General features: G+C 65.0%; 25 protein-coding genes (1 of these 25 running past the window's edge). 11 read left to right on the top strand and 14 right to left on the bottom strand.

Annotation, left to right across the window (positions count from 1 at the left end):
- Positions 1-3 precede the first annotated feature (3 nt).
- Positions 4-279 carry a ubiquinone biosynthesis accessory factor UbiK gene (locus BLR66_RS14780; RefSeq protein ID WP_093288673.1) on the bottom strand — a complete coding sequence of 92 codons (276 nt, stop codon included), beginning with the start codon at positions 277-279 and terminating at the stop codon, positions 4-6.
- Positions 280-485: 206 nt separating this feature from the next.
- Between BLR66_RS14780 and BLR66_RS14775 the strand changes: the two genes are divergently transcribed.
- Entirely contained in the window at positions 486-824 is a 339-nt protein-coding gene (locus BLR66_RS14775) for a P-II family nitrogen regulator (RefSeq protein WP_093288668.1), read from the top strand.
- A 193-nt stretch (positions 825-1,017) separates the two neighbouring features.
- Here the strand turns inward: BLR66_RS14775 and BLR66_RS14770 are convergent, their stop codons facing one another.
- Together BLR66_RS14770 and speE are read right to left on the bottom strand one after the other, a co-directional pair.
- Positions 1,018-1,287 carry a DUF7710 domain-containing protein gene (locus tag BLR66_RS14770; protein WP_093288663.1) on the bottom strand — a complete coding sequence of 90 codons (270 nt, stop codon included), beginning with the start codon at positions 1,285-1,287 and terminating at the stop codon, positions 1,018-1,020.
- A 168-nt stretch (positions 1,288-1,455) separates the two neighbouring features.
- A complete protein-coding gene (gene speE, locus BLR66_RS14765; protein ID WP_093289881.1) occupies positions 1,456-2,307 on the bottom strand; it encodes a polyamine aminopropyltransferase in 852 nt (283 codons plus the stop codon).
- A 103-nt stretch (positions 2,308-2,410) separates the two neighbouring features.
- On the opposite strand from speE, the gene BLR66_RS14760 reads away from it, so the two are divergent.
- Both BLR66_RS14760 and speA read left to right on the top strand, forming a co-directional pair.
- Positions 2,411-4,267, top strand: coding sequence for a M48 family metallopeptidase (locus BLR66_RS14760; protein WP_176943899.1), 1,857 nt, complete (start codon positions 2,411-2,413; stop codon positions 4,265-4,267).
- Positions 4,268-4,328: 61 nt separating this feature from the next.
- The gene (speA, locus tag BLR66_RS14755) at positions 4,329-6,218 is read left to right on the top strand and encodes an arginine decarboxylase (RefSeq protein WP_093288653.1); all 1,890 of its coding nucleotides are present in this window, start codon (positions 4,329-4,331) and stop codon (positions 6,216-6,218) included.
- A 6-nt stretch (positions 6,219-6,224) separates the two neighbouring features.
- Here the strand turns inward: speA and BLR66_RS14750 are convergent, their stop codons facing one another.
- Complete coding sequence (locus BLR66_RS14750) at positions 6,225-7,127, bottom strand: LysR family transcriptional regulator (protein ID WP_093288649.1); 903 nt, start codon at positions 7,125-7,127, stop codon at positions 6,225-6,227.
- Between the two features lie 124 nt (positions 7,128-7,251).
- Here BLR66_RS14750 and BLR66_RS14745 point away from each other — a divergent pair, with 124 nt between their 5' ends.
- Positions 7,252-7,998: a type 1 glutamine amidotransferase domain-containing protein gene (locus BLR66_RS14745; RefSeq protein ID WP_255402638.1), complete on the top strand. Its 747-nt coding sequence runs from the start codon at positions 7,252-7,254 to the stop codon at positions 7,996-7,998.
- A gap of 3 nt (positions 7,999-8,001) precedes the next feature.
- On the opposite strand, the gene BLR66_RS14740 is transcribed toward BLR66_RS14745, so the two are convergent.
- From BLR66_RS14740 to radC, 6 genes are all read right to left on the bottom strand, one after another.
- On the bottom strand, positions 8,002-8,751 hold the full coding sequence (locus BLR66_RS14740) for an SDR family NAD(P)-dependent oxidoreductase (protein WP_093288646.1): 750 nt from the start codon (positions 8,749-8,751) through the stop codon (positions 8,002-8,004).
- A gap of 272 nt (positions 8,752-9,023) precedes the next feature.
- A complete protein-coding gene (locus tag BLR66_RS14735; protein ID WP_255402637.1) occupies positions 9,024-9,611 on the bottom strand; it encodes a methyltransferase family protein in 588 nt (195 codons plus the stop codon).
- A 19-nt stretch (positions 9,612-9,630) separates the two neighbouring features.
- Entirely contained in the window at positions 9,631-10,053 is a 423-nt protein-coding gene (locus BLR66_RS14730; RefSeq protein WP_093288641.1) for a hypothetical protein, read from the bottom strand.
- Positions 10,050-10,841 (bottom strand): SPOR domain-containing protein, encoded by a 792-nt coding sequence (locus tag BLR66_RS14725; RefSeq protein WP_093288637.1) that lies wholly within the window; start codon positions 10,839-10,841, stop codon positions 10,050-10,052. The genes BLR66_RS14730 and BLR66_RS14725 overlap by 4 nt, the downstream gene beginning before the upstream one ends.
- A 15-nt stretch (positions 10,842-10,856) precedes the next feature.
- Complete coding sequence (argS, locus tag BLR66_RS14720; RefSeq protein WP_093288632.1) at positions 10,857-12,545, bottom strand: arginine--tRNA ligase; 1,689 nt, start codon at positions 12,543-12,545, stop codon at positions 10,857-10,859.
- A 153-nt stretch (positions 12,546-12,698) separates the two neighbouring features.
- Entirely contained in the window at positions 12,699-13,373 is a 675-nt protein-coding gene (radC, locus tag BLR66_RS14715) for a RadC family protein (protein WP_093288627.1), read from the bottom strand.
- 96 nt (positions 13,374-13,469) lie between these two features.
- On the opposite strand from radC, the gene coaBC reads away from it, so the two are divergent.
- Genes coaBC through BLR66_RS14700 form a run of 3 tightly spaced genes read left to right on the top strand, consistent with a single transcriptional unit; the run spans position 13,470 to position 17,515 of the window.
- Positions 13,470-14,687: a bifunctional phosphopantothenoylcysteine decarboxylase/phosphopantothenate--cysteine ligase CoaBC gene (gene coaBC, locus BLR66_RS14710; protein WP_093288622.1), complete on the top strand. Its 1,218-nt coding sequence runs from the start codon at positions 13,470-13,472 to the stop codon at positions 14,685-14,687.
- Entirely contained in the window at positions 14,684-15,169 is a 486-nt protein-coding gene (dut, locus tag BLR66_RS14705) for a dUTP diphosphatase (protein ID WP_093288618.1), read from the top strand. The genes coaBC and dut overlap by 4 nt, the downstream gene beginning before the upstream one ends.
- Positions 15,170-15,184: 15 nt before the next feature.
- A complete protein-coding gene (locus BLR66_RS14700) occupies positions 15,185-17,515 on the top strand; it encodes a phosphomannomutase/phosphoglucomutase (protein ID WP_093288613.1) in 2,331 nt (776 codons plus the stop codon).
- A gap of 109 nt (positions 17,516-17,624) precedes the next feature.
- Here BLR66_RS14700 and BLR66_RS14695 read toward each other — a convergent pair whose 3' ends face one another.
- Positions 17,625-18,251 carry a hypothetical protein gene (locus BLR66_RS14695; RefSeq protein WP_176943944.1) on the bottom strand — a complete coding sequence of 209 codons (627 nt, stop codon included), beginning with the start codon at positions 18,249-18,251 and terminating at the stop codon, positions 17,625-17,627.
- Between the two features lie 76 nt (positions 18,252-18,327).
- Complete coding sequence (gene pyrE / locus BLR66_RS14690; RefSeq protein WP_093288604.1) at positions 18,328-19,002, bottom strand: orotate phosphoribosyltransferase; 675 nt, start codon at positions 19,000-19,002, stop codon at positions 18,328-18,330.
- A gap of 127 nt (positions 19,003-19,129) precedes the next feature.
- Between pyrE and BLR66_RS14685 the strand changes: the two genes are divergently transcribed.
- From BLR66_RS14685 to BLR66_RS14675, 3 genes are read left to right on the top strand one after another with little or no spacing between them, the layout of a single operon-like run.
- Positions 19,130-19,933 carry an exodeoxyribonuclease III gene (locus tag BLR66_RS14685; protein WP_093288599.1) on the top strand — a complete coding sequence of 268 codons (804 nt, stop codon included), beginning with the start codon at positions 19,130-19,132 and terminating at the stop codon, positions 19,931-19,933.
- A complete protein-coding gene (locus BLR66_RS14680) occupies positions 19,930-21,327 on the top strand; it encodes an AmpG family muropeptide MFS transporter (RefSeq protein ID WP_093288595.1) in 1,398 nt (465 codons plus the stop codon). The genes BLR66_RS14685 and BLR66_RS14680 overlap by 4 nt, the downstream gene beginning before the upstream one ends.
- Positions 21,324-21,551, top strand: a complete 228-nt coding sequence (locus tag BLR66_RS14675; protein ID WP_093288592.1) for a hypothetical protein — start codon at positions 21,324-21,326, stop codon at positions 21,549-21,551. The genes BLR66_RS14680 and BLR66_RS14675 overlap by 4 nt, the downstream gene beginning before the upstream one ends.
- 130 nt (positions 21,552-21,681) lie before the next feature.
- On the opposite strand, the gene BLR66_RS14670 is transcribed toward BLR66_RS14675, so the two are convergent.
- Positions 21,682-22,788, bottom strand: coding sequence for an anhydro-N-acetylmuramic acid kinase (locus BLR66_RS14670; RefSeq protein ID WP_093288589.1), 1,107 nt, complete (start codon positions 22,786-22,788; stop codon positions 21,682-21,684).
- A gap of 265 nt (positions 22,789-23,053) precedes the next feature.
- Positions 23,054-24,505, bottom strand: a complete 1,452-nt coding sequence (locus BLR66_RS14665) for a M23 family metallopeptidase (RefSeq protein WP_093288586.1) — start codon at positions 24,503-24,505, stop codon at positions 23,054-23,056.
- A gap of 185 nt (positions 24,506-24,690) precedes the next feature.
- Between BLR66_RS14665 and tyrS the strand changes: the two genes are divergently transcribed.
- Positions 24,691-25,228, top strand: partial view of a tyrosine--tRNA ligase gene (gene tyrS, locus BLR66_RS14660; protein WP_093288583.1) — the 5' portion only. 671 nt of this gene lie beyond the right edge of the window; the window shows 538 of its 1,209 coding nt (coding positions 1-538); the start codon lies at positions 24,691-24,693; its stop codon lies beyond the right edge, outside the window.

Below are 25,228 nucleotides of genomic sequence, written 5' to 3'. Positions count from 1 at the left end.
GCCTTAGTGCTGCGGTGTTTGCGGAGGAGGGGGTGATGAAGCGGGGGCCTCCAGTGCGGCGACCGCGCGCTCCAGCGCTTCCAGCTTCTCGCGGGTGCGCAGCAGCACCGCGCGCTGCACGTCGAATTCCTCGCGCGTCACCAGGTCCAGCTTGGACAGGCCCGATTGCAGCGCGCTCTTGAAGGTCTGCTGCAATTCTTCCTGCGATTCACGCAGGCCGGGCGGCACCAGGTCGCTGAGGCGGCGGGCGAGGTCGTCGATGTGGTTGAGGTCGATCATGTGAGGCTCTCAATTGGTATGCCATCCGGCTGTGGAGGCAGCCTGAACGTATCGCAGCGACCGCGCCATCGGCTTTGTCTGCGGCGCGGCGTCAGTTTATCCCGACGCCGTGTGGGGACCGCATTGAACCCGACCGCCCCGCGGCCCGCAAGCGTGGCCCGCCGAACCGGGATATCCTTCGGTCAGACATCTTGAGGGAATCACGCATGAAAATGATCATGGCCATCATCAAGCCCTTCAAGCTGGACGATGTGCGCGAGGCTTTGGCCGAGGCGGGCATCACCGGCATCACGGTGACCGAGGTGAAGGGTTTCGGCCGGCAGAAGGGCCATACCGAGCTCTACCGCGGCGCCGAGTACGTGGTGGATTTCCTGCCCAAAGTGAAGATCGAGGTCGCGGTGACCGACGATCAGGTCGACAAAGTCGTCGAATCCATCGTCAAGGCCGCCGGCACCGGCAAGATCGGCGACGGCAAGGTGTTCGTTTATGCGCTGGACCGGGTGGTGCGGATACGCACGGGCGAACTGGATTCGGACGCGCTGTGATCCGTAGGTCGGGGCTACGCCCCCGACATCAAGCAACCCAGCTCCGGAGCGACACAGAAAGCCCTGCGCCGCGGGGCTTTTTTGTTCGAAAGATTAGATATCCGCAGGGCGGGTCTTGATCCGCCTCCCGGATCATCGCGGGATTTCAGAAGGCGGGTCCAGATGCGCTCTGCGCACTGGAACCAGATGAATCTTAGTCGCAACTACCATTTTCGAAGTGGAGATGCTCTTGTGCAGCGGAGGAGAAGTTCTGGATGAAAGTCGCAGACTTCTCCTGCTGGTTCTTGACGCAAAAGTGGCCTTCTTTTATCGCCCATTCGTAGACGGAGACGCCTATGGGGTATTTCGTGAGTACTCCGGTTAAAGCATTCCTCTTTATCCACGATTCCGCATCGGCTCGCTCCTCGAATACTGCCGAAGGAAACCGCCCTTCCGCGCCATTGAAGACCCAAACTTCTTTCATGAATTCCCCTGCAGAAGTTCTTTAACCGCCAATACCGTAGATCCCGTAGGGCGGGTCTTGACCCGCCTTCCGGTCCATCGCGAGATTCCATAAGGCGGGTCAAGACCCGCCCTACGAATGCGCGGCGGTTGAGCTTGACGCACGTCGGGGGCGTAGCCCCGACCTACGTTACTCGCCCAACGCTTTGGCCACGAACGGCGGCGCCACCAACACACCGGTGTGCAGGTGCGCGCTGTAGTACAGCGTCTCGAACGATTTGCTGCTGGCATCGCCTTCGCGGAAATCGAAATTGCCGCCTTTGCGCGCCAGGGTGACGCTCCACCAGCCGGTCGGGTAGCACGGTTGCGGGAACGGCAGCGTCTTGAACGTGCTGAAGCCGGCCTTGCGCATTTCGCCGCGCATCTCGTTGATCAGGTCCAGCAGCGCCAACGGCGACTCCGACTGCTGCACCAGGATGCCGTCGTCCTTAAGCGCGCGGAAGCAGGATTCGTAGAAGGCCTTGTTGAACAGGCCCTCGGCCGGGCCGACCGGGTCGGTGGAATCCACGATCACCACGTCCACGCTGCCGGCCGGGCAGTTGGCCATGTAGGCCACGCCGTCGTCGAACAGCAGCTCGGCGCGCGGGTCGCTGTTGCTGTCGCACAGCTCGGGGAAATACTTCTCGGACACGCGCGTGACCTGCTCGTCGATATCGCACTGGGTCGCGCTCTGCACGCCGGGGTGCTTGAGCACCTCGCGCAGCGTGCCGCAATCGCCGCCGCCGATGATCACCACGCGCCTGGGATCGGCATGGGTGTACAGGGCGGGATGCGAAATCATTTCGTGATAGAAGAAGTTGTCGCGCGTGGTCAGCATCACCGCGCCGTCGATCAGCATCAGGTTGCCCCAATCGGTGGTGCCGTAGATCTCGATCTTCTGGAACGGCGACTGCACCTCGTCCAGCTTGCCGGTAGTGCGGAAGCCGATGGCCGAGCCGGTGGGCTGGAAGTGTTCGATGTACCAGTTGCTGTCGTTCGTCATCGCCGGGGCTCAACGGTCAGGGGGCGCGAATTGTACCGGATGCCGCGTTACAGCCCGGCTGCGATGGCTTAGCATTCCGGCACGACGGCACAGGGAACCGCGAATGCATTCAGTGGAAGCGCGACGAAAGCTGGTGGAACGGCTGGAGCGGGAGGCCGAAGAGGCGCCGGCCCGGTACCGTTTCAAGTTGTCGCTGCTGGCCGCGCTGGGTTACGCAGTGCTGGCGGGTGCGCTGGCGCTCACGCTGGGCTTGCTGGCGTTCATCGTGCTGTACATGCTGATCGTGCGCCCGCCGGCCGATCCCTATATCGCCATCCCGATCATCGTGCTGGGCATGGCCGGCACGGTCGTGTTGCGCGCGGTGTGGATCAAGTTCGTGCCGCCGGAAGGCCACCACCTGCAACCGGGCGAGGCGCCGGAACTGCGTGCCGAAGTGGAGCGGGTTCGCAACGCGGTGGGCGCCAGGCCGCTGCACGGCATCGTCATCAACGCCGAGTTCAACGCCGCGGCGGCCTATGTGCCGGATGGGTTGGCGCTCTGGCGGCACAAGCATTACCTGATCCTGGGGCTGCCGCTGTTGCAGGCGCTGGACCGGCGCGAGCTGGCGGCGGTCATCGCGCACGAGTTCGGCCACTTCCACGGCCGGCACGAACGCTTCACCAGCTGGATCTACCGGCTGCGCAGCAGCTGGCATCGGCTGATGGAAGGCATGGCGCACGGTGGCATGGGCGGAGGTGGACAGCTGCTATGGCTGTTCTTCCGCTGGTACGCGCCGTACTTCGACGCCTACAGTTACGTGCTGGCGCGCCGCCACGAATACGCCGCCGATGCGGTGGGCGCGCAAGTGGCCGGTGCGGATGCGATGGCCAGCGCGCTGGTGCGGACGGAGCTGGCGTCGGACTGGTTGCATGGCGAGTTCTGGCCGGAGGTGGAGCGTTCGGCGCGCATGCAGTCCTATCCGCCGATGGAAGTGCAGGAACGGCTTGCCGAGCGCCTGGAACGGAATCTGCCGCAACACGCGCGCATTCCCGCCCGCTTGCTCAGCCGCGAATCGGGACCGGACGACACCCATCCAACCCTGGAAAAACGTTTGACGGCGCTGGGGATCGACAACTCCCTGCCCCTCGAACGGATCGCGACGGAATCGGCAGCCACGCTGCTGGGCGACCGTCTGGTTCCGCTCAGGGAACGCTTCAGCCGCGAATGGCAGACCGCCGCCAAGCCCGAATGGCAGGCGCTGTATCGCCAGTCGGAGATCGAACGCAATCGCCTGGCCGAACTGGAGGCGCACCCTACCCATACGCCCGCCGAGGCAATGGAACTGGCCTGCCTTTCGGAAGACCACCGGCTAGGCGTCGATGCCTTGCCGCTGTACCTGTCCGCGCTGGAGCGCGCACCCTCCGATGCCCGTGGCCAATACCGGCTCGGCGCGCTGCTGCTCAAGCGCGAGCGCGAAGCCGAAGGCATCGAACGCCTTCAGCGGGCCATGGAGCTGGATGCGTCGCTGATACCGCCCGCATTGCGCTGCCTGGACGACTACACGCGCGGTTTGCCGGCGGAATCGGCGGTCGTCGCAACGGTCGAAGCCCTGCGCGCACGCTATCTGCCGCAGGCGCACGCGCCCGAGAGCCGCAACGCGTCGGTCGGCGATGAGGATCTGCTTCCGCATGCCCTGGAGGCCGCGCAGCTGCGCGATCTGGCGCGAACGCTGAGAGGCTACGACAAAGTCCGCGGCGCCTGGATAGCGCGCAAGCGGCTGCAGGGTACAGAGGTGATGCCGCACTACCTGATCGTGCTGGACTGGGCGGGCTCGATAGCCAGCGAGCGGGCGGCGTTGCCGCGTATCGCCGGCCAGCTGGCGTTGTCCGGCACCTGCACCGTACTCACCTTCAGCAGCGAAGCGGCGCTGGCGCGGCGGATCAGGCAAGCCATGGGCGAGCCGGCCTACCGGCGGCCGTAACCGGAGCGGCACAACGACGGCGTTAGAATGCGCGTCCGTTTTCGCCACCAGAGCCCGCCCCATGTCCAGCTGGTCCCAAGACCAAGCCCGCAAGACCTATTCCATCCCGCATTGGGCGGAAGGGTATTTCGACGTGGATGCGGCCGGCCATGTGGTGGTCAGTCCGAAGGGCGCCGATGGCCCTTCGATCTCGCTGCCCCAGGTGGTGGACAGCGCACGCGCCAACGGTGCGCGCATGCCGCTGCTGGTGCGCTTCCCCGACATCCTGGGCGATCGCCTGGGCAAGCTGCAGGCTGCATTCGGCCAGGCCATGCGGGAATGGGAATACGCCGGCGGCTATACGGCGGTGTATCCGATCAAGGTCAACCAGCATCGCGGCGTCGCCGGTACGCTGGCTTCGCACGCCGGCGAAGGCTTCGGCCTGGAAGCGGGCAGCAAGCCCGAACTGATGGCGGTGCTGGCGCTGTCGCGGCCGGGCGGGCTGATCGTGTGCAACGGCTACAAGGATCGCGAATACATCCGCCTGGCGCTGATCGGCCGCAAGCTGGGCCTGCAGACCTTCATCGTCATCGAGAAGCCGTCCGAGCTGGCGCTGGTGATCGAGGAAGCCAAGGCGCTGAACGTGAAGCCTGGCCTGGGCGTGCGCATGCGCCTGGCCTCGCTGGGCGCCGGCAAGTGGCAGAACAGCGGCGGCGACAAGGCCAAGTTCGGCCTGTCGCCGCGCCAGGTGCTGGATCTGTGGAAGGAGTTGCGCGACAACGGCCTGCAGGACTCGCTGGGTCTGTTGCATTTCCACATGGGTTCGCAGATTTCCAACGTGCGCGACATCGCCAACGGCATGCGCGAGGCCACGCGTTACTTCGTCGAACTGTCCAAGCTGGGCGCGACCATCAGCCATGTCGATGTCGGCGGCGGCCTGGGCATCGATTACGAAGGTACCCGTTCGCGCAGCTACTGCTCGATCAATTACGGCTTGAACCAGTACGCCTCCAATATCGTGCAGCCGCTGGCCGAAGCCTGCGAAGAGCACAAGCTGGCGCCGCCGCGCATCGTCACCGAATGCGGCCGTGCGATGACCGCCCATCACGCGGTGCTGATCGCCAATGTGTCCGAAGTCGAACAGGCCCCCGAAGGCCGCGTGCCGCCTGCGCACGCGGACGAGCCGGCCGTGATCCGCCACTTGCGCGAGATCCACGACGAACTGGATTCGCGTCCGGCGGTGGAGCTTTTCCACGACGCCCAGCACCACCACAGCGAAGGCCTTTCCCTGTACGCGCTGGGCCAGATCGACCTGACCCACCGCGCGCGCATCGACGATCTGTTCTACGCCATCGCCCACGCCGTGCGTGCGCGACTGAGCAGCGACGAGCGTAATCACCGCGATCTGCTGGACGAACTCAACGAGCGCCTGGTCGATAAATATTTCGTCAATTTCAGCGTGTTCGAATCGATTCCCGATGTGTGGGCCATCGACCAGGTGTTCCCGATCCTGCCTATCGAACGCTTGAACGAAGCGCCGCTACGCCGCGGCGTGATCGCCGACATGACCTGCGATTCGGATGGCATGGTCAAGACTTACGTGGAGAACGAAGGCCTGGACTCCTCGTTGCCGCTGCATGGGTTGAACGCGGGCGAGAGCTACCGGCTGGGTTTCTTCCTGGTCGGCGCCTACCAGGAGATCCTGGGCGACATCCACAACCTGTTCGGCGACACCGACACGATCGAAGTGAAGCGCGCTGGCGATGGTTTCAGCATCAGCCAGCAACGCAGCGGCGATACCACCGACGTGATGCTGGATTATGTGGGTTACGGACTGGCCGATTTGCGCGCGGCCTATGCCGAACGAGTGGCGAAGGCCCAACTGCCTGCGGAAGAATCGAAATTGCTGGCCGAAGCGCTGGAAGCAGGGCTTACCGGCTACACCTACCTTTCGGACGAACCTCTGGCCTGAAGCCTGTCAGCGCGGATTGCCGCGCAAGGCTTCGATCAGGGCGCGCGACGCTGCGGACATCCGCCGGTGCGGCGAGTACACCACCGAGAACCTGCGCGAGCGTCCGCGTGTCTGCGGCAGCACCTCCACCAGTGCGCCCTGTTGCACGCGCTGGGCAACGATGAAGTCGTAGGTCTGGCAGATGCCGATACCGGCTTCGGCCAGCGACACCACGCCCAGTACGTCGTCGGACATGCGGATCGCTGCGGAAGGCGTCCATTGCACCTCCTTGCCGTCGGCAAATAGCGCCCACGGAGCAATCCGACCGGTGCTTGGCATCAGGAAAGAAAGGCAGGCGTGCTGCGCCAGTTCGGCGAGGGTTTGCGGCGTGCCCGCTTGCTCGAGGTAGCCTGGCGCCGCCACCAGGCACAGCGACGCGTCTTCCAGAGTGTGGGCGACCAGTCCGCTGTCCGGCAGTTCGCCGCCACGAATGGCCAAGTCGTAGTCTCCCGCCACCAGGTCCACGTTGCGGTTGGCGATGCTCAGCTCCACTTCCACCTGCGGGTGCGCGCGCAGGAAGCCCTGCAGTAATGCCGGTAGACGGTAGTGCCCGTAAGTGGTGGGTGCGCTAAGCCGCACTTTTCCTCTCAGGTGATCTCCGTGGCCCTGGATGGCGCGCTCGGCGTCGTCGATCAATCCGAAAGCCTGGCGCGCCTGTTCCAGATACAAACGCCCCGCATCGGTGAGGCCCAGCCGACGCGTGGTCCGTCGCAGCAGTTGCACGCCCAGGCGTTGTTCCAGCCGGGAAATGGCGCGACTGATCACCGAGGGCGTGGTCTCCAGTGCTGCCGCGGCCGCAGTCAGCGACCCGCGCTCCAGGGTCTGGACGAAGGCTTCGACATCATCGAGGTGATCGAATCGGCGCGGCATTGATGCCTGTTTAGCAAAATTGTTTTGTTTTAAGACCGGTTTATCGCCGGGAACAAGGAAAATACAGTGGCGTCCTGCCGTTGGGCAAGGTGTCCGGCGGCGCTACCCACATTTGGAGTGAGAAATGAATCTTCTGCTTGCCGCGGTCATGGGCATGTCCGCCGCCGCGCCCACCGACCACGTCGCACCGGACAACATCAAGCCCGTACTGATTGTGCTGACCAGCCATGCCGTGAAGGGAACCACCGGCGAGCCGACCGGGTTCTACCTGGGCGAAGTCACCCATCCGCTGGCGGTATTCGACGCTGCGGGCATTCCAGTCGAATTCGCCTCCATCCAGGGCGGCGAAGCGCCGGTGGACGGATTGGATTTGAACGACGCGACCAATGCGCGCTACTGGAAGGATCCGGCTTTTCGTGAGGCGATCCGCACCACGCCGGCGCTGGATCAAGTGGATGCGGGCCGGTATTCGGCCGTGTTCTATGCCGGCGGCCATGGCGCGGTCTGGGATTTTCCGAACAGCCCGGCGGTGCAGCGACTGACTCGCCAACTCTACGAAGCGGGCGGCGTGGTGGCAGCGGTGTGCCATGGCCCTGCGGCGTTGGTGAATGTCACCCTGAGCGATGGCCGCTATCTCGTCGCGGACAAGCGGGTCAGCGCCTTCACCGACGATGAAGAGCGTGCGGTGAAGCTGGAGAGCGTAGTGCCGTTCCTGCTGGCCACCACCCTGACCCAGCGCGGCGCGCAACACCAGGCCGCACCCGACTGGACGCCCAAGGTCGTGGTGGATGGCCGTCTGGTGACGGGCCAGAATCCACAATCGGCCACGGGCACCGCCGAAGCGGTGCGCGATCTGCTGCTGAGTCCTTGAAGGCTATCGGCGATCGACCTGGAAACCCGCGAACGACTGCGTCACCGGCATGATCTCCAGCCGGTTGATGTTGAGGTGCGGCGGCAGGGTGGCGATGTAGTACAGCTGTTCGGCGATGTCTTCGGCGGTCATCGGATTGGCGCCGCCGTACATTTTGTCCGATGCGGACTGGTCGCCATGCGTGCGCACCAGGGTGAATTCGGTTTCGGCCATGCCGGGCTCGATCGAAGTCACGCGCACGCCGGTACCGTGCAGGTCCGAGCGCAGTCCCAGCGAGAACTGCTTCACGAAGGCCTTGCTGCCGCCGTAGGTGTTGCCGCCCGGGTACGGATAGCTGGCCGCCACCGAACTCATGTTGATGATCGCGCCCTTGCGCTCTATCAGGCCGGGCAACAGGCGGTGGGTCAGCGTCACCAGTGCGGTGATGTTGGTGTCGATCATGGTGCGCCAGTCCTGCAGGCTGGCGTTCTGCGCGGGCGCGGTGCCCAGCGCCAGGCCGGCGTTGTTGATCAGCACGTCGATGCCGCGGAAGTCTTCCGGCAGCGCGGACAGCGCGGCTTCCATTGCGGCTTCGTCGCGCACGTCGAAGGCGGCGGCATGCACCTTGTCGGCGCCGAACCGCTCGACGAGAGGCTGCAGGCGCTCGGCACGGCGGCCGGTGGCGATCACGCGCCAGCCCGCACCGGCGAAACGCTCGACGGCGGCGGCGCCGAAGCCGGAGGTGGCGCCGGTGATGAGAACGGTTTTGGTCATGGGGGCTTTTCGGTGGTGAGAGTGAGTGGGGACGTTTACTTTAGTCTTGTTAGCGACGAGCCTGTCTAAAATCCTGTTCGTGGCGAGCCGGCCCTAAATGCTGTTCGCGGCGAGCTCGCCCTAGATCCCGTTCGTGGTGAGCCTGTCGAACCACGTTGTTGGCGCAGTCTGTAAGCAGCACATTGAACTGATTCGCGAAAAGCGTGGTTCGACAAGCTCACCACGAACGGGATCTTTGACAAATCCGCCACGAGCGGGGCGTTCGCACACCCTCACCAAACGAACGGAATCAGCCGTTTGGTCTGCCGCGCATAGTCGGGATATTGCGTAGGAAACGCCTCGGCCAGCACCCGCTCCTCCACGCGCATCCGCCAGACGAATGCCAGGATCACCGGCGCCAAAAGCACCAGCAACGACCACACATTGCCCAGCGCCAGTCCGAAACCCAGAAAGGTCATCAGCGAACCGGTATAGGAAGGATGGCGAAGCAGGCGATAGGGGCCGCGACGGATCAGCTCGTGCCCTTCCTGGATATTCACATCCACGGTGAAGAAGCGCGCCAGCACGCGGATCGCCCAGAATCGCAGGGCCAAACCGCCAGCCATCAGCGCAAGGCCGGCCCAGAGCAGGGCAATGCGAAGGTCTTCATTTCCGATGCGCCCGGCCGCCTGGTACGACAGCCACACCGCCAGACCGATGCACAGGTAGACGGTCGCCAATAGCAGCCGCAACGTGCCGCGGTCGCGCATGCGCGAGCGGTCCTGCGAGCGGCGCGACCATCCCAGCCAGAGTTCGCTGCATGCCCAGACCGCGATGAGCGCGCCGAACAGCTGCCCCGGCAGGGTAGCGATATCGATCATGCGCCGGGCAGCGAGAGCTTCACGTAAAAGCGCGCGGCGGCCGTTTCATCCGCAGCCAGGCGCCGATCGCCGCGCCCGCGCAGGCGGCCAGTGCGGAGAACGCCATCTGCATGCGGTTGAAGGCGAGGATCGGTACAAGCGGCGCATCCTGCAGGGGTTTTGCGATCTGCAGCAGTATGGCCACGGTGACTATCCAGAAGACCACCATGATCAACAGCGCCATGCCGATGAACCTTTTGCCTTCCAGATAGCCGCCGACACCCATGGCGATTGCGGTCACCAGCAGATTCAGGGGGTCCAGGTATCCCAGGAATGTCCCCAGGTTGGTTCCACCGGGTCCGGTGATCAGGGAGGTCAAAAAACCAAGTAGCCACAACAGCAGGGTGGCGGCCAGTGTGGCGACCAGCAAGCGCTTCGGGGCGGCGAGGTCGGTTCTTTTCATTGCGCTTTGATAGCCATAGCCGGCAAGCCGCCGCTGGCGAGTTTCTGCTTGGCTTCGGCCAATTCGCTGGCGCTGCCGTAGGGACCCATGCGCACGCGGTAGACGGTCTTGCTGCCGATCTGCGCCGATTCCACGCGCGCCGACAGGCCCAACATTGCGATCTTGGCCTTGGTGGATTCGGCATCGCCGGATGCGCCGAATGCGCCTGCCTGCAGAATGTAGCGCGCATCCTTGCTGGCCGGTGCGCTGGAGGCTGCCGGTGCCGTCGTGGTTGCGCTGGCGGCCACGGCGGCCGTCGTCGTGTCTGTATTGGCTGGTGTTTCCGAAACAGGTTTCGGATTATCGGTCGCGGTGCTTACGGTCGGTGTCGCTGCTGCCGTCGCCGCAGCCGCCTGCTGCGCGCGCGCTTCCCGCGCTTTTTCCTCGCGCGCGCTGGCGGCCAGCTCGGCGTCGGACATCTGCACTTCCTTGCCGGGCAGCAGGGTGTAGAAGTCGTATTGCGTTTCCTTGGCCGCGTCGTCGCCGGTCTTGGCGTCGGGTTGCGAGGTGGCGGTGGAGGTTTCCGGGGCGATGTCGTCGCCGTTGCTGTCGGCATCGGCCACCTGCGCTGGCAACGCATCGGGATTGGGCTGCGGGCGGAAGAAGCCGTCGCCGTCCTTCTTCATCAGCCCCGGCACGATGAAGAACGCCGCCGCGCCCAGCACCAGGCCGGCGATCAGCCACACCCAGCCGGGCGTACCGTTGCCCGAGTTGCGCCGCGCCTGCGACTTGTTGCGTCTTGCCGCCATCTAACTACTCTCCAGTTACATCTTTTCAGGGGCGCTGACGCCCAACAATGCCAACCCGTTGATCAGCACTTGCCGCGCCGCGCAGGCCAGCGCCAAGCGCGCATCGCGCGTGGCGGCCTCTTCCACCAGCACCGGCGTGGCGTGGTACCAAGTGTGGAAAGCATAGGCCAGTTCGCGCAGGTATTGCGCGATAAGGTGCGGTTCCAGCAGCTGTCCGGCGTTCTCCACCACTTCCGGAAAACGCGACAGCTCGACCATCAGCAATTGTGAGTTCTCGTCGCTCAGCAAAACGAGATGGTCCAGTCCATTGGCCTGGTCGTAGGCGTAGCCCTTTTCCACCGCCTGGCGCAGCAGGCTGCAGACGCGGGCGTGCGCGTACTGCACGTAGAACACCGGATTGTCGTTGCTCTGCTGGCGCGCCAGGTCGATGTCGAAAGTGAGTTGCGAATCGGGCTTGCGCGCGATCAGGAACCATCGGGTGGCGTCGCGCCCGGCCTCTTCGATCAGGTCGCGCAAGGTGAAGTAGCTGCCGGCGCGCTTGGAAAGCTTCACTTCCTCGCCGCCGCGCATCACCGTGACCATCTGGTGCAGCACGTACTCGGGCCAGCCTTGCGGAATGCCCACATCCAGCGCCTGCAGACCGGCGCGCACGCGCGCCAGCGAGCCATGGTGGTCGGCGCCCAGCTCGGTGATGGCGCGCTTGTAGCCGCGCTGCCACTTGGACAGGTGGTAGGCCACGTCCGGCAGGAAATAGGTGAAGGTGCCGTCGGACTTGCGCATGACGCGGTCTTTGTCGTCGCCGAAGTCGGTAGTCCTGAGCCACAACGCGCCGCCTTCCTCGTAGGTATGGCCGGTGGCGCCCAGACGCTGCACGGTTTCGGTCACCTTGCCGTCGTCGTACAGCGAGCTTTCCAGGAAGTAGGTATCGAAGGACACGTCGAAAGCGGCCAGGTCGCCGTTCTGCTCGCGACGCAAAGCGGCCACGGCGAAGCGGCGGATCGCGTCCAGGTCGTCCGCGTCCTTGGCGCCGACGATGGCGTGGCCGTCGGATTCCACGGTCTCGCCCCGCAGATATGCGTCGGCGACGTCCTGGATGTAGTCGCCGCGGTAGCCGGCTTCCGGCCAGCCCGCTTCATCGGGCTTCAGGCCTTTGGCGCGCGCTTGCACGGACAACGCGAGGTTTTCGATCTGCACGCCGGCATCGTTGTAGTAGAACTCGCGGCGCGTGTTCCAGCCGTTGGCCTGCAGCACGCGGGCGATGCAGTCGCCGATGGCGGCGGCGCGTCCGTGGCCGACATGCAGCGGGCCGGTGGGATTGGCCGAGACGTACTCCACACCGGCCATCTTCCCTTCACCGGAAGTGTTGAGGCCGTAAGCGGCGCCCTCCTGCAGGGCGGTTGCGACTTCGCGTTGATAGGCGGCCGGGGCCAGGTGGAAATTGATGAAGCCCGGTCCGGCGATCTCGACTTTGGCGATGTCGTCGCTGGCGGGAAGCGCGGCGACCAGCGCCTGGGCCAGCGCGCGCGGATTGCTGCGCGCAGGTTTCGCCAGCAGCATCGCCGCATTGCTGGCGAAGTCGCCATGCTCGCGGGTCTTGGGGCGTTCGACCACGAAATCCGGGGTGGCGGTATCGGCCGGCAAGGTGCCGGCGCTACGCAAGGCGTCGATGCCTTGGGCGATCAGGGCGCGGAGTTGGGATTTCACGGAGTTCTGCTGGCGATGCGGGTCGGCGATTTTAACCGACCGCGGCCCGTAGGTCGGGGCTACGTCCCCGACTCGGCAAAATCACGTAGGTCGGGGCTACGCCCCCGACATGCGGGAAACGGGATTTCCGTGTGTCGGGGGCGTTGCCCCGACCTACACCCAGCCCCGCGACGCCAGCGATACCGGCGGCCCGTCGCCCACCACGAAGTGATCCAGCAGCCGGACCTCCATCAAGGCCAGGGCCTGCTTCAAGCGCGCGGTGACGGCACGATCAGCGGAAGAGGGCTCGGCATCTCCCGAGGGATGGTTGTGGCCGACGATCACAGCCGAGGCGTTGTGGGCCAGGGCCCGGCGCACGATTTCGCGCGGGTGCACCTCGGTGCAATCGACCGTGCCCTGGAACAGCTCCTCGAATGCCAGCGCGCGATGGCGGGTGTCCAGAAACAGGGCGGCGAAGACCTCGCTTCCGCGTCCACGCAGGCGCTGGGCGAAATAGCGGCCGGCGGAGGTGGGGTCGGTCAGCGCTTCGCCGCGTTCCAGCGCTGCGGCCAAGTGGCGGTGGCCCAGCTCCAGCGCCGCCGTCAATTTGCAGGCCCGGGCCGGACCCAGGCCTGGCAGTTTCGCCATCTGGGTCGCGTCGTTTTCCAGCAGGGTGCGCAGCGGGCCATGGGCGGCCAGCAGTTCGCGGGAAGTCTGCACTGCATCCTGCCCGCGCAGGCCAGAACCCAGGAAGATCGCCAGCAGTTCGGCGTCCGACAGTGCGCCGGCGCCGCGGGCCAGCAGCTTTTCACGGGGTCGTTCTTCCAAGGGCCAGTCGCGTATGTGCATAGGACCAGCTTGCCTTGGCTCATGCCTGCCGGGCATAAGGCGAGGCATATGCATCGGGTAAGCTAAGTGCCTGTACGGCGATAGGAATTCCCCGACGTGGCGGACGATAACTTGAAGGGCCAGCGCGTATTGCTGTGCGTCGGCGGCGGCATCGCCGCCTACAAGGCACTGGAACTGGTGCGCCGGCTGCGCGAGGCGGGGGCGCAGGTGCAGGTGGCGATGACCGCGGGCGCCCAGCATTTCGTCACTCCGCTGAGCTTCCAGGCGCTGTCCGGCAGCCCGACCCGCACCACCCTGTGGGACAGCGCGGCCGAGGCCTCGATGGGCCATATCGAACTGGCGCGCTGGGCCGACCGGATCCTGATCGCCCCGGCCACCGCCGACCTGCTGGCCAAGCTGGCGCACGGTTTCGCCGACGATCTGGTCACCACCCTGTGCCTGGCCACGACCGCACCGATCACGGTGGCGCCGGCCATGAACCATCGGATGTGGGGCCACCCGGCCACGCAGGCCAATATAGCGACCCTGCGCGCGCGCGGAGTGCAGGTGATCGGGCCCGAGGACGGCCCGCTGGCCGAAGGCGAATCGGGTCCCGGGCGTCTGAGCGAACCCGGTGCGATCGTGGCGGCGCTGTCACCGCAGGCGGAATCTGCGGTGGCCATCGACCAGGCTTTGAAAGGGCTGAAAGTCGTGGTGAGCGCCGGGCCCACCTATGAAGATCTGGATCCGGTGCGCTACCTGGGTAACCGCAGCAGCGGCAAGATGGGCTTTGCAGTTGCCGACAGCGCAAGAAGGCGGGGCGCCGAAGTCGTGCTGATCGCCGGCCCCGTGCATCTGGCCACTCCGGCGGGGGTGAAGCGGGTGGACGTGCGTTCGGCCGCGCAGATGCGTGAGGCGGTGTTCGCCGCGTTTCCGGCCGACATTTACATAGGCGCGGCGGCCGTAGCCGACTACACGCCGCGCGCACCGGCGGCCAACAAGATCAAAAAGTCGAACGAATCGCTGGCGCTGGACCTAGTGCGTACGCCGGACATCCTGTCCGAGGTCGCCGCGCAGACCCAGGGGCTGAAGCTGGTGGTCGGTTTTGCCGCCGAAACCGAGAACGTCGCCGGTTACGCGCGCGGCAAGCTGGTGGCCAAACACCTGGACCTGATCGTGGCCAACCGGGTCGGCGTGGCCGACGGAGGCTTCGAGAGCGACCAGAACGCGATGACCGCTTATTGGCAGGACGGCGAGCGTGTGTTCAACCCGGGCGCCAAAACCAGGCTGGCCGACGACCTGATCGAACTGATAGTGGAGCGTCTGAACGCATGAGCCCAACTTCCGCGAAGTCCGCTTCCCTGCAAACCATTGAGGTGAAACTGCTGGATCCGCGTTTCGGCGATGAATGGCCGCTGCCGGCCTATGCCACCGAAGCCAGCGCCGGCATGGACCTGCGCGCCGCGCTGGAGGCGCCGCTTGCCCTGGCGCCGGGCGATACCGCCCTGATTCCCAGCGGCATCTCGATCCACCTGGCTGATCCGCATCTGTGCGCGGTGGTATTGCCGCGTTCGGGCCTTGGCCACCGCCACGGCATCGTGCTGGGCAACGGCACCGGCCTGATCGATGCGGATTATCAAGGACCCTTGCTGATCAGCGTGTGGAACCGCAGCCAGGAAAGCTTCACCATCCAGCCTGGCGACCGCATCGCTCAGCTAGTTGTGTTGCCCATCACGCGCGTAAGCTTGCAGGTAGTGGATACTTTTGCGGACAGCGCGCGTGGCGAAGGGGGCTTCGGCCACACAGGCGTCCGCTGAAAAAGGCGATACACCATGGCTGAGAAAAAACCACGCAAGTCGCAATCATCGACTGCGGACCTGAAGCGCGCGCTGCCGATGCTGGCGGCGTTGTTCGCCTTACTCGCTCTCTGGCTGGGATGGGGCGGAGTGCAGCAATGGCGCGATGCGCGTCTGGAAGAAGACCTGCAGCGGGCGCGCGATTCGGTGCTGTCGGTCAGTCAGCAGACTCTTGCTGGACAGCTCAAGCAGCTGGCCGACAGGGTTGCCGCGGCGCCAGTGCAGACGGCGCTGCGGGCCGGCGATAGCGCGGCCGCGGCCCGGGCTATCGGCGAAGGCTGGAAAGAAGCCAGCGCTGCGCAGGTATTGCCTGCCGGCCTTGAGGCTGCGTATGCAGCGCCGGCGGAGTTCGGCTTCAGCAAGCTGGCCCTGCTGGAAGCGGCGCTCAGCGAAAACAAGCCGGTGGCGCGCGTGGTACGCGAAGGCAAGCAAAGCCAGCTCGGCCTGGCCGCGCCTGCCGGCGATGGAGTCGCCTACCTGGTGGTCCCGCTGACTTTGCTGACCGGCAGCCTGGATCAGGCAGCGGTTCCGACGCAGGCCTATGTCGCGATAAGGCAAGGCGACTACACCATAAGCGAAGCCGGCGACCGCAATCTGACCGGCGGAGCCGAGAGTCTGGCCCGGCCGATAGGGGAAACCGGCATGCGGGTGGTCGCGGCCACGCCGGATGGTACGGAAGGCCCTCTGGGCCTGGGCGCGATTCCCAGTCTGGTCGCGGCAGCGTTAAGCGGAGTGCTGGCAGTATTGATGCTGCTGGTCGCGCGTGGCAGGTTGAATTTGAACCCGCGTGCCAAGCACGCCGGCGCTGCCGACGACAACGAGCCCACGTTGGTCCAGGCCCTGCAACGCGAGCCGTTGCCAAGCACGCCGGCCCGGCAGACCGCTCCCGACAAGGACCCAGATGCAGTGACCACCAGCAACAACAAGCACATCGAAATCGACCCCGGCATTTTCCGCGCCTACGACATCCGCGGCGTGGTGGGAGAAACGCTGAGCGTGGAGGTGGCCGAACGCATCGGCCAGGCCATCGGCACCGTGCTGGAAGAGCAGGGACTGACCGACATAGTGGTTGGCCGCGACGGGCGTTTGTCCGGTCCCGAGCTTTCCGCGGGCTTGATCGAGGGGCTGCGCAAGGCCGGCCGCAACGTGATCGACATCGGCATGGCGCCCACGCCGGTCGCCTATTTCGCCGCTTACCACCTGCGCACCGGCAGCAGCGTGGCGGTCACCGGCAGCCACAATCCGCCGGATTACAACGGCTTCAAGATCGTGGTCGGCGGACAGACCTTGTCCGGCGACGCCATCACCGATTTGTATACGCGCATCAGCGAAAACCGCCTGCACCAGGCCGCCACGCCCGGCACGCTGCAGCAGCGCGAAGTGGACAACGACTACGTGCAACGCATCGCCGACGACGTGCAGATGGATCGCCCGCTCAAAGTCGTCGTCGATGCCGGCAACGGCGTGGCCGGCGATATCGCCCCACGCTTGCTGGAAGCCATCGGCGCCGAGGTCATCCCGCTGTATTGCGAAGTGGACGGCACCTTCCCCAACCACCATCCCGATCCCAGCGAACCGCACAATCTGGAAGATCTGATCCAGACCGTGAAGCGCTTCGATGCGGACCTCGGCCTGGCGTTCGATGGCGACGGCGACCGGTTGGGCGTGGTGACCAAGGAAGGCGAGATCATCTTCCCGGACCGCTTGCTGATGCTGTTCGCCGCAGACGTGCTGGAGCGCAACCCGGGCGCGCTGGTCATTTACGACGTCAAGTGCACCGGCAAGCTGCAGGGCTGGATCCTGAGCCATGGCGGCACGCCGCTGATGTGGCAGACCGGGCACTCGCTGATCAAGGCCAAGATGCGCGAAACCGGCGCAGAGCTGGCCGGCGAGATGAGCGGGCACTTCTTCTTCCAGGAACGCTGGTACGGATTCGACGACGGCCTGTATTCGGCCGCGCGATTGCTGGAAATCCTCGCCGCCCGTGCCGAGACGCCCAGCGAAGTGCTCAACGCGTTGCCCAACGCGCTGTCCACGCCGGAGATCAAGGTGCCGGTGTCCGGCAGTCCGCATGAGGTCGTGGCGCGGTTCGTCGCCAGCGCGCAGTTCGAGGGCGCGCGCCTGACCACCATCGATGGCCTGCGCGCCGACTGGGAAGACGGCTGGGGGCTGGTGCGCGCGTCAAACACCACGCCGATCCTGGTGCTGCGTTTCGAGGCCGACAACAAGGAAGCGCTGGCCCGCATCAAGGACGAATTCCGCGCGCATCTGTCGAAAGTGGCGCCGGAAATCACTGCAACGTTCTAATTGCTAGTTGAAATTATGTGGGAGCGGCGTCCCGCCGCGAGCTTTTAGCTCAGGTAGTCGAGCAAAGTCAGAAGCTCGCGGCGGGACGCCGCTCCCACGCTTGCAACGTCTATTTTGCGGGAGCGCTGGCAACAGTCGCCGCTGGGTCCGCAGCCACGGCTTGGGTGCCTTTCAATTCCCGGTAACGGCGCAGGATATCGGCGATTTCCGTATCCAGTTCCACGCGTTGGCGCTCGAAGCTGGCCTGCAGCAGCCGTTGCCGCTGAAGCTCGCGATGGCGGCTGCCGATGCTGTCGGCGATCTTCGGCGCCACCGGCTTGCCCGCCAGTTCCTGGTCGCTGGCGGTCCGCAGCAGGCTGACCAGACCCTCGCGCAGGCTGGTCACGTTGTAGCGTGCGGTCCGAATGCTGTTGTCGACGATGCCGGTGCGCTCGTTGAACACGCGGCGCAGTTCTTCCTCGCTCTGGTAGGACGACAGCAGGGCCTGCTCGGTGCGCCGGCGGGTGTCGGCGGCGGCCTGGTCGACCTGGCGTTGCTGTTCGTCCGAGGCCGCCAGCGCGCGTTCTTCCTCGGTCATCGCGCGGTCCACGCCACCCGTGCGCAGCCCGCTGCGTGCGCTGATCTCTTCGCGCGCACGGTTGACCGCCTCGGCCGGCAGCGCATCGCTGCACACGCGCTGGCCGTTCTCGTTCCAGCAATAGAGTTTCTTGGCGGGACCCTCGGCCTTTTGTGCCATGGCCAAAGGCGCCAGCGCCGCGCACAGGGCTAGCAGCAGTAATTTGCGTTTCGGCATCGTCGCAGGCCCCCAAGCCTTAATCGGACGCGCTGCTGCCATAGCTGGCACGGTAGGCGAGCAGGCGGTCGCGGTGGGATACAAGTTCAGCGCTTTCGCCGGCGAAAGCAAGCAGGTCGTGCAGGTTTGCGACCGCAATCACGGGCGCCCCCGTTTCCGCCGCCACCGATTGTGCAGCCGAACGCCGCGCCGCGCCGGCCTCGGCAATCTCGCCCAGCACTTCCTGCCGGTCCAGCGCTACCACTATTCCGGCCACGCGGCCGCCGCCGGCCTGGATCATCGCCAGGGCTTCGCGGATCGCCGTCCCGGCGGTGATCACGTCATCGACGATCAGCACCTGCCGGTCTTCCAGCGGCGCGCCGATCAGCATGCCGCCCTCGCCGTGGGCCTTGGCTTCCTTGCGATTGAAGGCCACCGGCAGATCGCGGCCGCGGCGCGCGAATTCGCAGGCCAGCGCCGTCGCCAGCGGAATGCCTTTGTAGGCCGGGCCGAACAGCAGGTCGAAGTGCACGCCTGACGCTTCCACCGCGTCGGCATAACAGGCAGCCAGGTCCGCCAGCTTGGCGCCGCTGTCGAAACGGCCCGCATTGAAGAAATACGGGCTGAGACGTCCGGATTTCAGGGTGAATTCGCCGAAGCGCAGGGCCTGGGAATGCAGGGCCAATTGCAGGAAGCGGCTTCTGTGATCGCTCATGTGCGTGCTCTGATGTGCGTGTTCTGCGGTGGAATGCCTGCAAGCCTAGCCCATCGCTGCCGCGCCCGGCCACCGGATGGGCGCAGTTCGGGCACAATCCGGTTTTGATCTGCGGGCAACCGTTTTAATGAGAATCATCAGTTTCAACGCCAATGGGTTGCGCTCGGCGGCCAGCAAGGGTTTCTTCGATTGGTTCGCGGCGCAGAAGGCCGATGTGTTGTGCGTACAGGAGACCAAGGCCCAGGAGCATCAGCTGGCCGGCCCCGCTGGCTTGAACGAAGAATTCCTGCCCAAGGGCTACAAGGCCTGGTTCCGCGACGCCAGCACCAAGAAGGGCTACAGCGGCGTGGCGATCTACAGCAAGCGCGAACCGGATGAAATCCGCACCGCGCTGGGCTGGGAGGAGTTCGACGAGGAAGGACGTTACCTGGAGGCGCGCTTCGGCAATCTGAGCGTGGTGTCTTTCTATATTCCGTCGGGCTCTTCGGGCGAGCTGCGCCAGGGCTTCAAGTTCAAGGTCATGGACTGGCTGGCGCCGATCCTGGAGGAGTGGCGCAACAGCGGGCGCGATTACGTGCTGTGCGGCGACTGGAACATCGTGCGCTCGCGGCTGGACATCAAGAACTGGACCTCGAACCAGAAGAACTCCGGCTGCCTGCCGGCCGAGCGCGACTGGCTCAACGGCCTGTGCATCGACAGCAACCCCGACGGAAGCCGCGGCTGGGTCGACGCCTACCGCGCGCTGCATGCCGAAGGCCAGGACTACACCTGGTGGAGCAATCGCGGCGCTGCGCGCGCCAACAATGTGGGTTGGCGCATCGACTACCAGATCGTCACGCCGTCGTTGCGCGAGAAGCTGAAGGCGTGCTCGATCTACAACGCCACGCGATTCTCCGATCATGCGCCGTTTATTGTGGACTACGCGCTGTGAGCGAAGTCACTACGAAACCCAAGCATCCGGGCTGGCGGCAAGTCCTGATCAACCTGCGCCAGCCCAAAGTGCTGGTGATGTTGTTACTGGGCTTCAGCTCGGGCATCCCGATCTACCTGGTAGGCAACACGCTGGGCTTCTGGATGCGGGAGAACGGTATTGAGCTGTCCACCATCGGTTTCCTGTCGTGGGTGGGTCTGGCTTACTCGCTGAAATTCCTGTGGGCGCCGCTGGTCGACAAGCTCGATGCGCCGCTACTGGGCCGCTGGCTGGGGCGCCGCCGCGGCTGGATGCTGCTTTCGCAACTTGTCGCCGCCGCCGGTTTGATCGGCATGGCCCTGGTGCAACCGGTCGAAGGGCAGCTCATGCTCGCCGGCTTTGCGCTCGACCAGTTGGTGGTGTTCGGAATTTTGGCGCTGATTGTGGCGTTCTCTTCATCCACACAGGACATCGTGATCGACGCTTGGCGCATCGAAAGCGCCGATAGCAATGAGCAGCAGGGCCTGCTGACTTCGACCTCGACGCTGGGCTATCGCGGTGCGCTGCTGGTCACCGATTCGCTGATTCTTATCTTCGCCGCCAGCATAGGGTGGTCGCTCTCGTATCAAGTGATGGCGCTGCTGCTGGGCGTTGGCGTCGTCGCCACGCTGTTGGCGCGCGAACCGGTGGCGACGGTGATGGCGGCGACAACGCCGCATCCGGCGCTGTTCACTCCGCAGGGTTTGTTCGATGCGGTGATCGGGCCGTTCCTGGCGTTCTTCCGCCAGCACGGCAGCTGGGCGCTGCTGATGCTGCTGACGATCAGCCTGTATCGCCTGCCCGACTTCGTGATGGGGCCGATGGCTAATCCGTTCTACGCCGACCTCGGCATCGCCAAGGAAACCGTCGGTGCGGTGCGCGGCTCGGTCGGATTGATCGCGACCATCGTCGGCATCGCGGTGGCGGGACTGTGCGCGGTGCGCTTCGGCTTCGTTCCCACGCTGCTGGCTGGCGCAGTGCTTGGTCCAGGCTCCAATCTGGCTTTCGCCTACCTCGCCCTGCACGGCGCCGACGCCGGCGTATTCACTGCTGCGATGGTTATCGATAACTTCTGCAACGGATTCGCTGGTGTGGCACTGGTGGGCTACATGTCCAGCCTGACCAGCGTGGGCTATACCGCAACCCAATACGCGTTGTTGAGCTCGTTCTATGCGTTGCTTGGCAAGGTATTCAAGGGATTCTCGGGCGTGGCGGTGGAGCATCTCGAGACGGGACGCACCTTGCTGCAGGCTTATTCCTTGTTTTTTGTGGGGACGGCCGTGATAGGCATTCCGGCCCTGCTGTTGTGCATTCGTCTGGTCACGCGTAAATATGGGCCGGAGGATGGCGGGACGGGGTCCCAAAGAGCGACATGACCGACATCGTGATGAAGGACATAGACCCGGTTCTGGCCGACCGCATCCGCCGCGTGGCCGAGGCGCGCGGCTGGAACATGCACGACACCTTGTTCCACCTGCTGGAACAGGGCCTGTTCGCCACCGAGGCCGAAGTGCGCAGCGGCTTCAACGACCGTGAAGTGGACGTGCTGTCGGCCGCCATCACCGCTTTAAAAGACGTACCGCAGGGACACGGATTCTAGTAGGTCGGCTCCCGTATCAAGTACGGGGCAGGCTCTGCGTGGCCGACATAATGTGTCCGGGAATCCGTGCCATCAGATTCGCGAATTCTTTCCGGGTTCGCGTGCGTCGGGGGCGTAGCCCCGACCTACGTCAGGCTGGATAGACCGTTCCCAGTATCCGGGGGCCTTTCGCTCCGGTGACGCTGGGCAGATTGCCCGGCCGTCCGGCCAGCGTTTCCCGCGCCAGCCAGGCGAAGCCCATCGCTTCCACGTAGTCTGGGTCCAGCCCATGCGCCGCAGTGGACTCCACCACCACACCGGGTAGATTCGCCGAGATCCGCGCCATCAGCGCCGCGTTGCGCACACCGCCGCCGCACCCCAGCACGCGTGCCGTGCCGGGTTGGGTGGCGCGCAATGCGTCCGCTATGGTGATCGCGCTCAGCTCAAGCAAGGTCGCCTGCACATTCGCGGGCGATACCGTCACGGCACCCAACTGCGATTCGACCCAGCGAAGGTGGAACTGTTCCCGCCCCGTGCTCTTCGGCGGCGGCAGCGCGAACCAGGGATCTTCCAGCAACTGTGTCAGCAAGCCCGTATCGACCGTGCCGCTGGCGGCGAATGCGCCGCCGGCATCGAAGGCCTGGCCGGTATGGCGCTCGTACCAGGCATCCATCAGCGCGTTGGCCGGGCCCGTATCGAAGCCGCGGACTTCGCCGGCGCGCGGCAGCAGGGTGAAATTGGCGATGCCGCCCAGATTCAGCACCGCCCGATCTTCGTCCGGCGAGCGCAGCATCGCCGCGTGAAAGGCAGGCATCAGCGGCGCGCCGTGGCCGCCGGCCGCCACATCGCGACGGCGGAAATCGGCGACGGTGGTAATGCCGCTGCGTTCGGCGATGACATTGCCGTCGCCCATCTGCCAGGTGAAGGCCGCGGACGACTCGGGCCGGTGGCGCACCGTCTGCCCGTGCGAACCGATCGCGCGCACCTGGTTCCGGTCGGTTCCCGAATCGGCGATCGCCTGCGTCGCCGCATCGGCGAAGGCGCGGGCCAAGGTGGTGTCCAGCTCGCCCAGCTCGTCCAGAGAAGTCGCTTCGCCGCCTTGCCCCAGCGCGATCAGACGCGCGCGCAGCGTTTCGTCCCAGGGATAGGTACGGCCGAACACCAGTTCGCAGTGCGGCTCGAAACGGACCAGCGCCGCATCGATGCCATCGGCGCTGGTGCCGGAAATGAGACCCAGATAGAGATCGGGTGAGGACATGGAGTGAGAGTGGCCAGGAAGACTCCGCAAGTTTGCACGAACTCCCGGTCCAGGGGGTTGGCTCATGGTGAGTCCGTCTAGATTCCCGTTCGTGGTGAGCTTGTCGAACCACGCTCTTGGCATGGGCATCCCATTCGAGGCGATCCTGATTCCCGCGAACAGCGTGGTTCGACAAGCTCACCACGAACGGTTACGGGTTTACGCGTCGTTTGGAGAGCACTGCCGCATTATCATGATCGGCGGAAATCGCCAATCAAGATTCCCATCAGCCTTTCTTCGCAGTGGCTTTCGGCTTCGCTGCGACCATCACCGGTTTGGCCGCGGCCGGTGTCGGCTCCACATCGGCGTAGATGATGTTTTCCACCGTGCGGATGCGGGCCAGCGCGTTGGCCGTGTAGGTGCGGTATGCAGCCAGTTGCGCGCCCGCCAGCGGTTCCGGCGGCGGCATGGTGATGGACAGCGGATTGCGGTGCACGCCGTTGACGCGGAATTCGTAATGCAGGTGCGGGCCGGTGGCCAGGCCGGTGGAGCCCACGTAGCCGATCACCGTGCCTTGCGGAACCGACTGGCCCCTGCGCAGCTTGGCGGTACGCGACATGTGTCCGTAAAGGGTGGTGTAGCCGCGGCCGTGGTTGAGAATCACCACGTTGCCGTAGCCGCGCTGCCAGCCGATGAATTCCACCCGCGAATCGCCCGCGGCCATGATCGGCGTACCGGTGGAGGCGGCGTAATCCACGCCCTTGTGCATGCGCATGGTGCCCAGCACCGGATGTTTGCGCGCGCCGAACTTGGAGCTGAGGCGCGCGTAGGGAATCGGCATGCGGATGAAGGTCTTCTTCAGCGGCCGGCCCTGCGCGGTGAAGTACTCGGGCTTGCTGTTCGGACGCGAAAAGCGGAAGCCCGAATGCAGCTTGCCGTCGACGGTGAAGGTGGCGGCAAGCACCGGACTGGTGCTGATGAGTTCGCCTTCGCGCCAAGTCTGGTCGACCACCACGCTGAAGCGGTCGTCTGCGTCCAGGTCCGAATCGAAGTCGATGTCGTACTTGAAGATCTCGTCGGTCAGCGAGTTGATATTGGCCGAAGTCAGCCCGGCCTTGCGCGCCGAACGGTTGAGCGAGCGCCCCACTTTGCCGCTGAGCACGACAGTGCGGGTGGTGCTTTCGCGCGCCACCACTTTTTCCTTCAGGGTATCGCCGGCCAGCGACAGCTCGACGCGATGGTCGGCGTCGCGGTCGTAGCGCAGCGTGCGCAGGCTGCCGCTGACGGGAAGGTCGAAAGCCAGCTCCGTGCCGGGCTTGAGTTTGGTCAGCGTGGCTTTGGCGTCGGCGTTCTTGAGAATGCGCTGCATGGTCTCGCGGGGAATGCCCAGTTCCTTGAACAGCGAACCCAGGGTCTGCCCCGGCCTGACCTTGACGATCTGCCAGCTGTCGCCGGCGGTGCCTTCCTGCCGCTCCTTGGAGAGCTCGGGCAGGTCCAGCGCAAGCACCGCATGCGGAGCGGCCGCCGGAGTCTGCACGACAGTGGAGAAGCCCGGCACGATGGTGGCGACCATGACGCCGATAGCGGTGAACAGGCTGGCGTGGATCCACTGCCGCCGCGTCCAGCGCCTTGCCGAAAGGTGCTCTCTCACTTGATGATGCAAAGCCGAGTCGCGAAGTATTTCCAAGCGTTCTTTGAAACGCTGATTGCGGCCGGGGCCGTCACCGTGAGTGTGCATCTATCGACTTCCCCCGGACCCAAGACGGCGAGTCCAATCGGGGTACCATAATCACGCGAATTGTCTGCGTCAAACCCTTGAGTCAATTGACTTTTTTGACTGGCGTCACGATTAACTTTGGTTTAACTTTAGATTCACCTTTGTCAGCAGGCCCTCGCGCCTGTTCATTAATCGGAAGCCCTCTCTTGCCACATGCAGCAGCACTCGAACTGATCGGCCGCGGCGCCGACGAAATCCTCAAGCGCGAGGAACTGGAAGCCAGACTCAAGCTGGGCCGGCCCTTGCGCATCAAAGCCGGGTTCGACCCCACCGCCCCGGATCTGCACATCGGCCACACCGTGCTGCTGAACAAGATGCGCCAGTTCCAGGACCTGGGTCACCAGGCGATTTTCCTGATTGGCGACTTCACCGGCATGATCGGCGACCCCAGCGGCAAGAACGTCACCCGCAAGCCGCTGACCCGCGAAGACGTCGAGGCCAACGCCCGCACCTACGCAGATCAGGTGTTCAAGGTGCTGGACCGGGAAAAGACCGAGCTGCGCTTCAATTCCGAATGGTTCGGGCAGATGTCGGCCGCCGATCTGATCAAGCTGGCGGGCCAGCACACCGTGGCGCGCATGTTGGAGCGCGACGACTTCGCCAAGCGCTATGCCGCCCAGCAGTCCATCGCCATCCATGAATTCCTCTATCCGCTGGTCCAGGGCTACGACTCGGTGGCGTTGA

Source organism: Pseudoxanthomonas sp. CF125 (assembly GCF_900104085.1).
GTDB lineage: Bacteria > Pseudomonadota > Gammaproteobacteria > Xanthomonadales > Xanthomonadaceae > Pseudoxanthomonas_A.
This window is presented reverse-complemented; position numbering and strand designations above follow the sequence as displayed.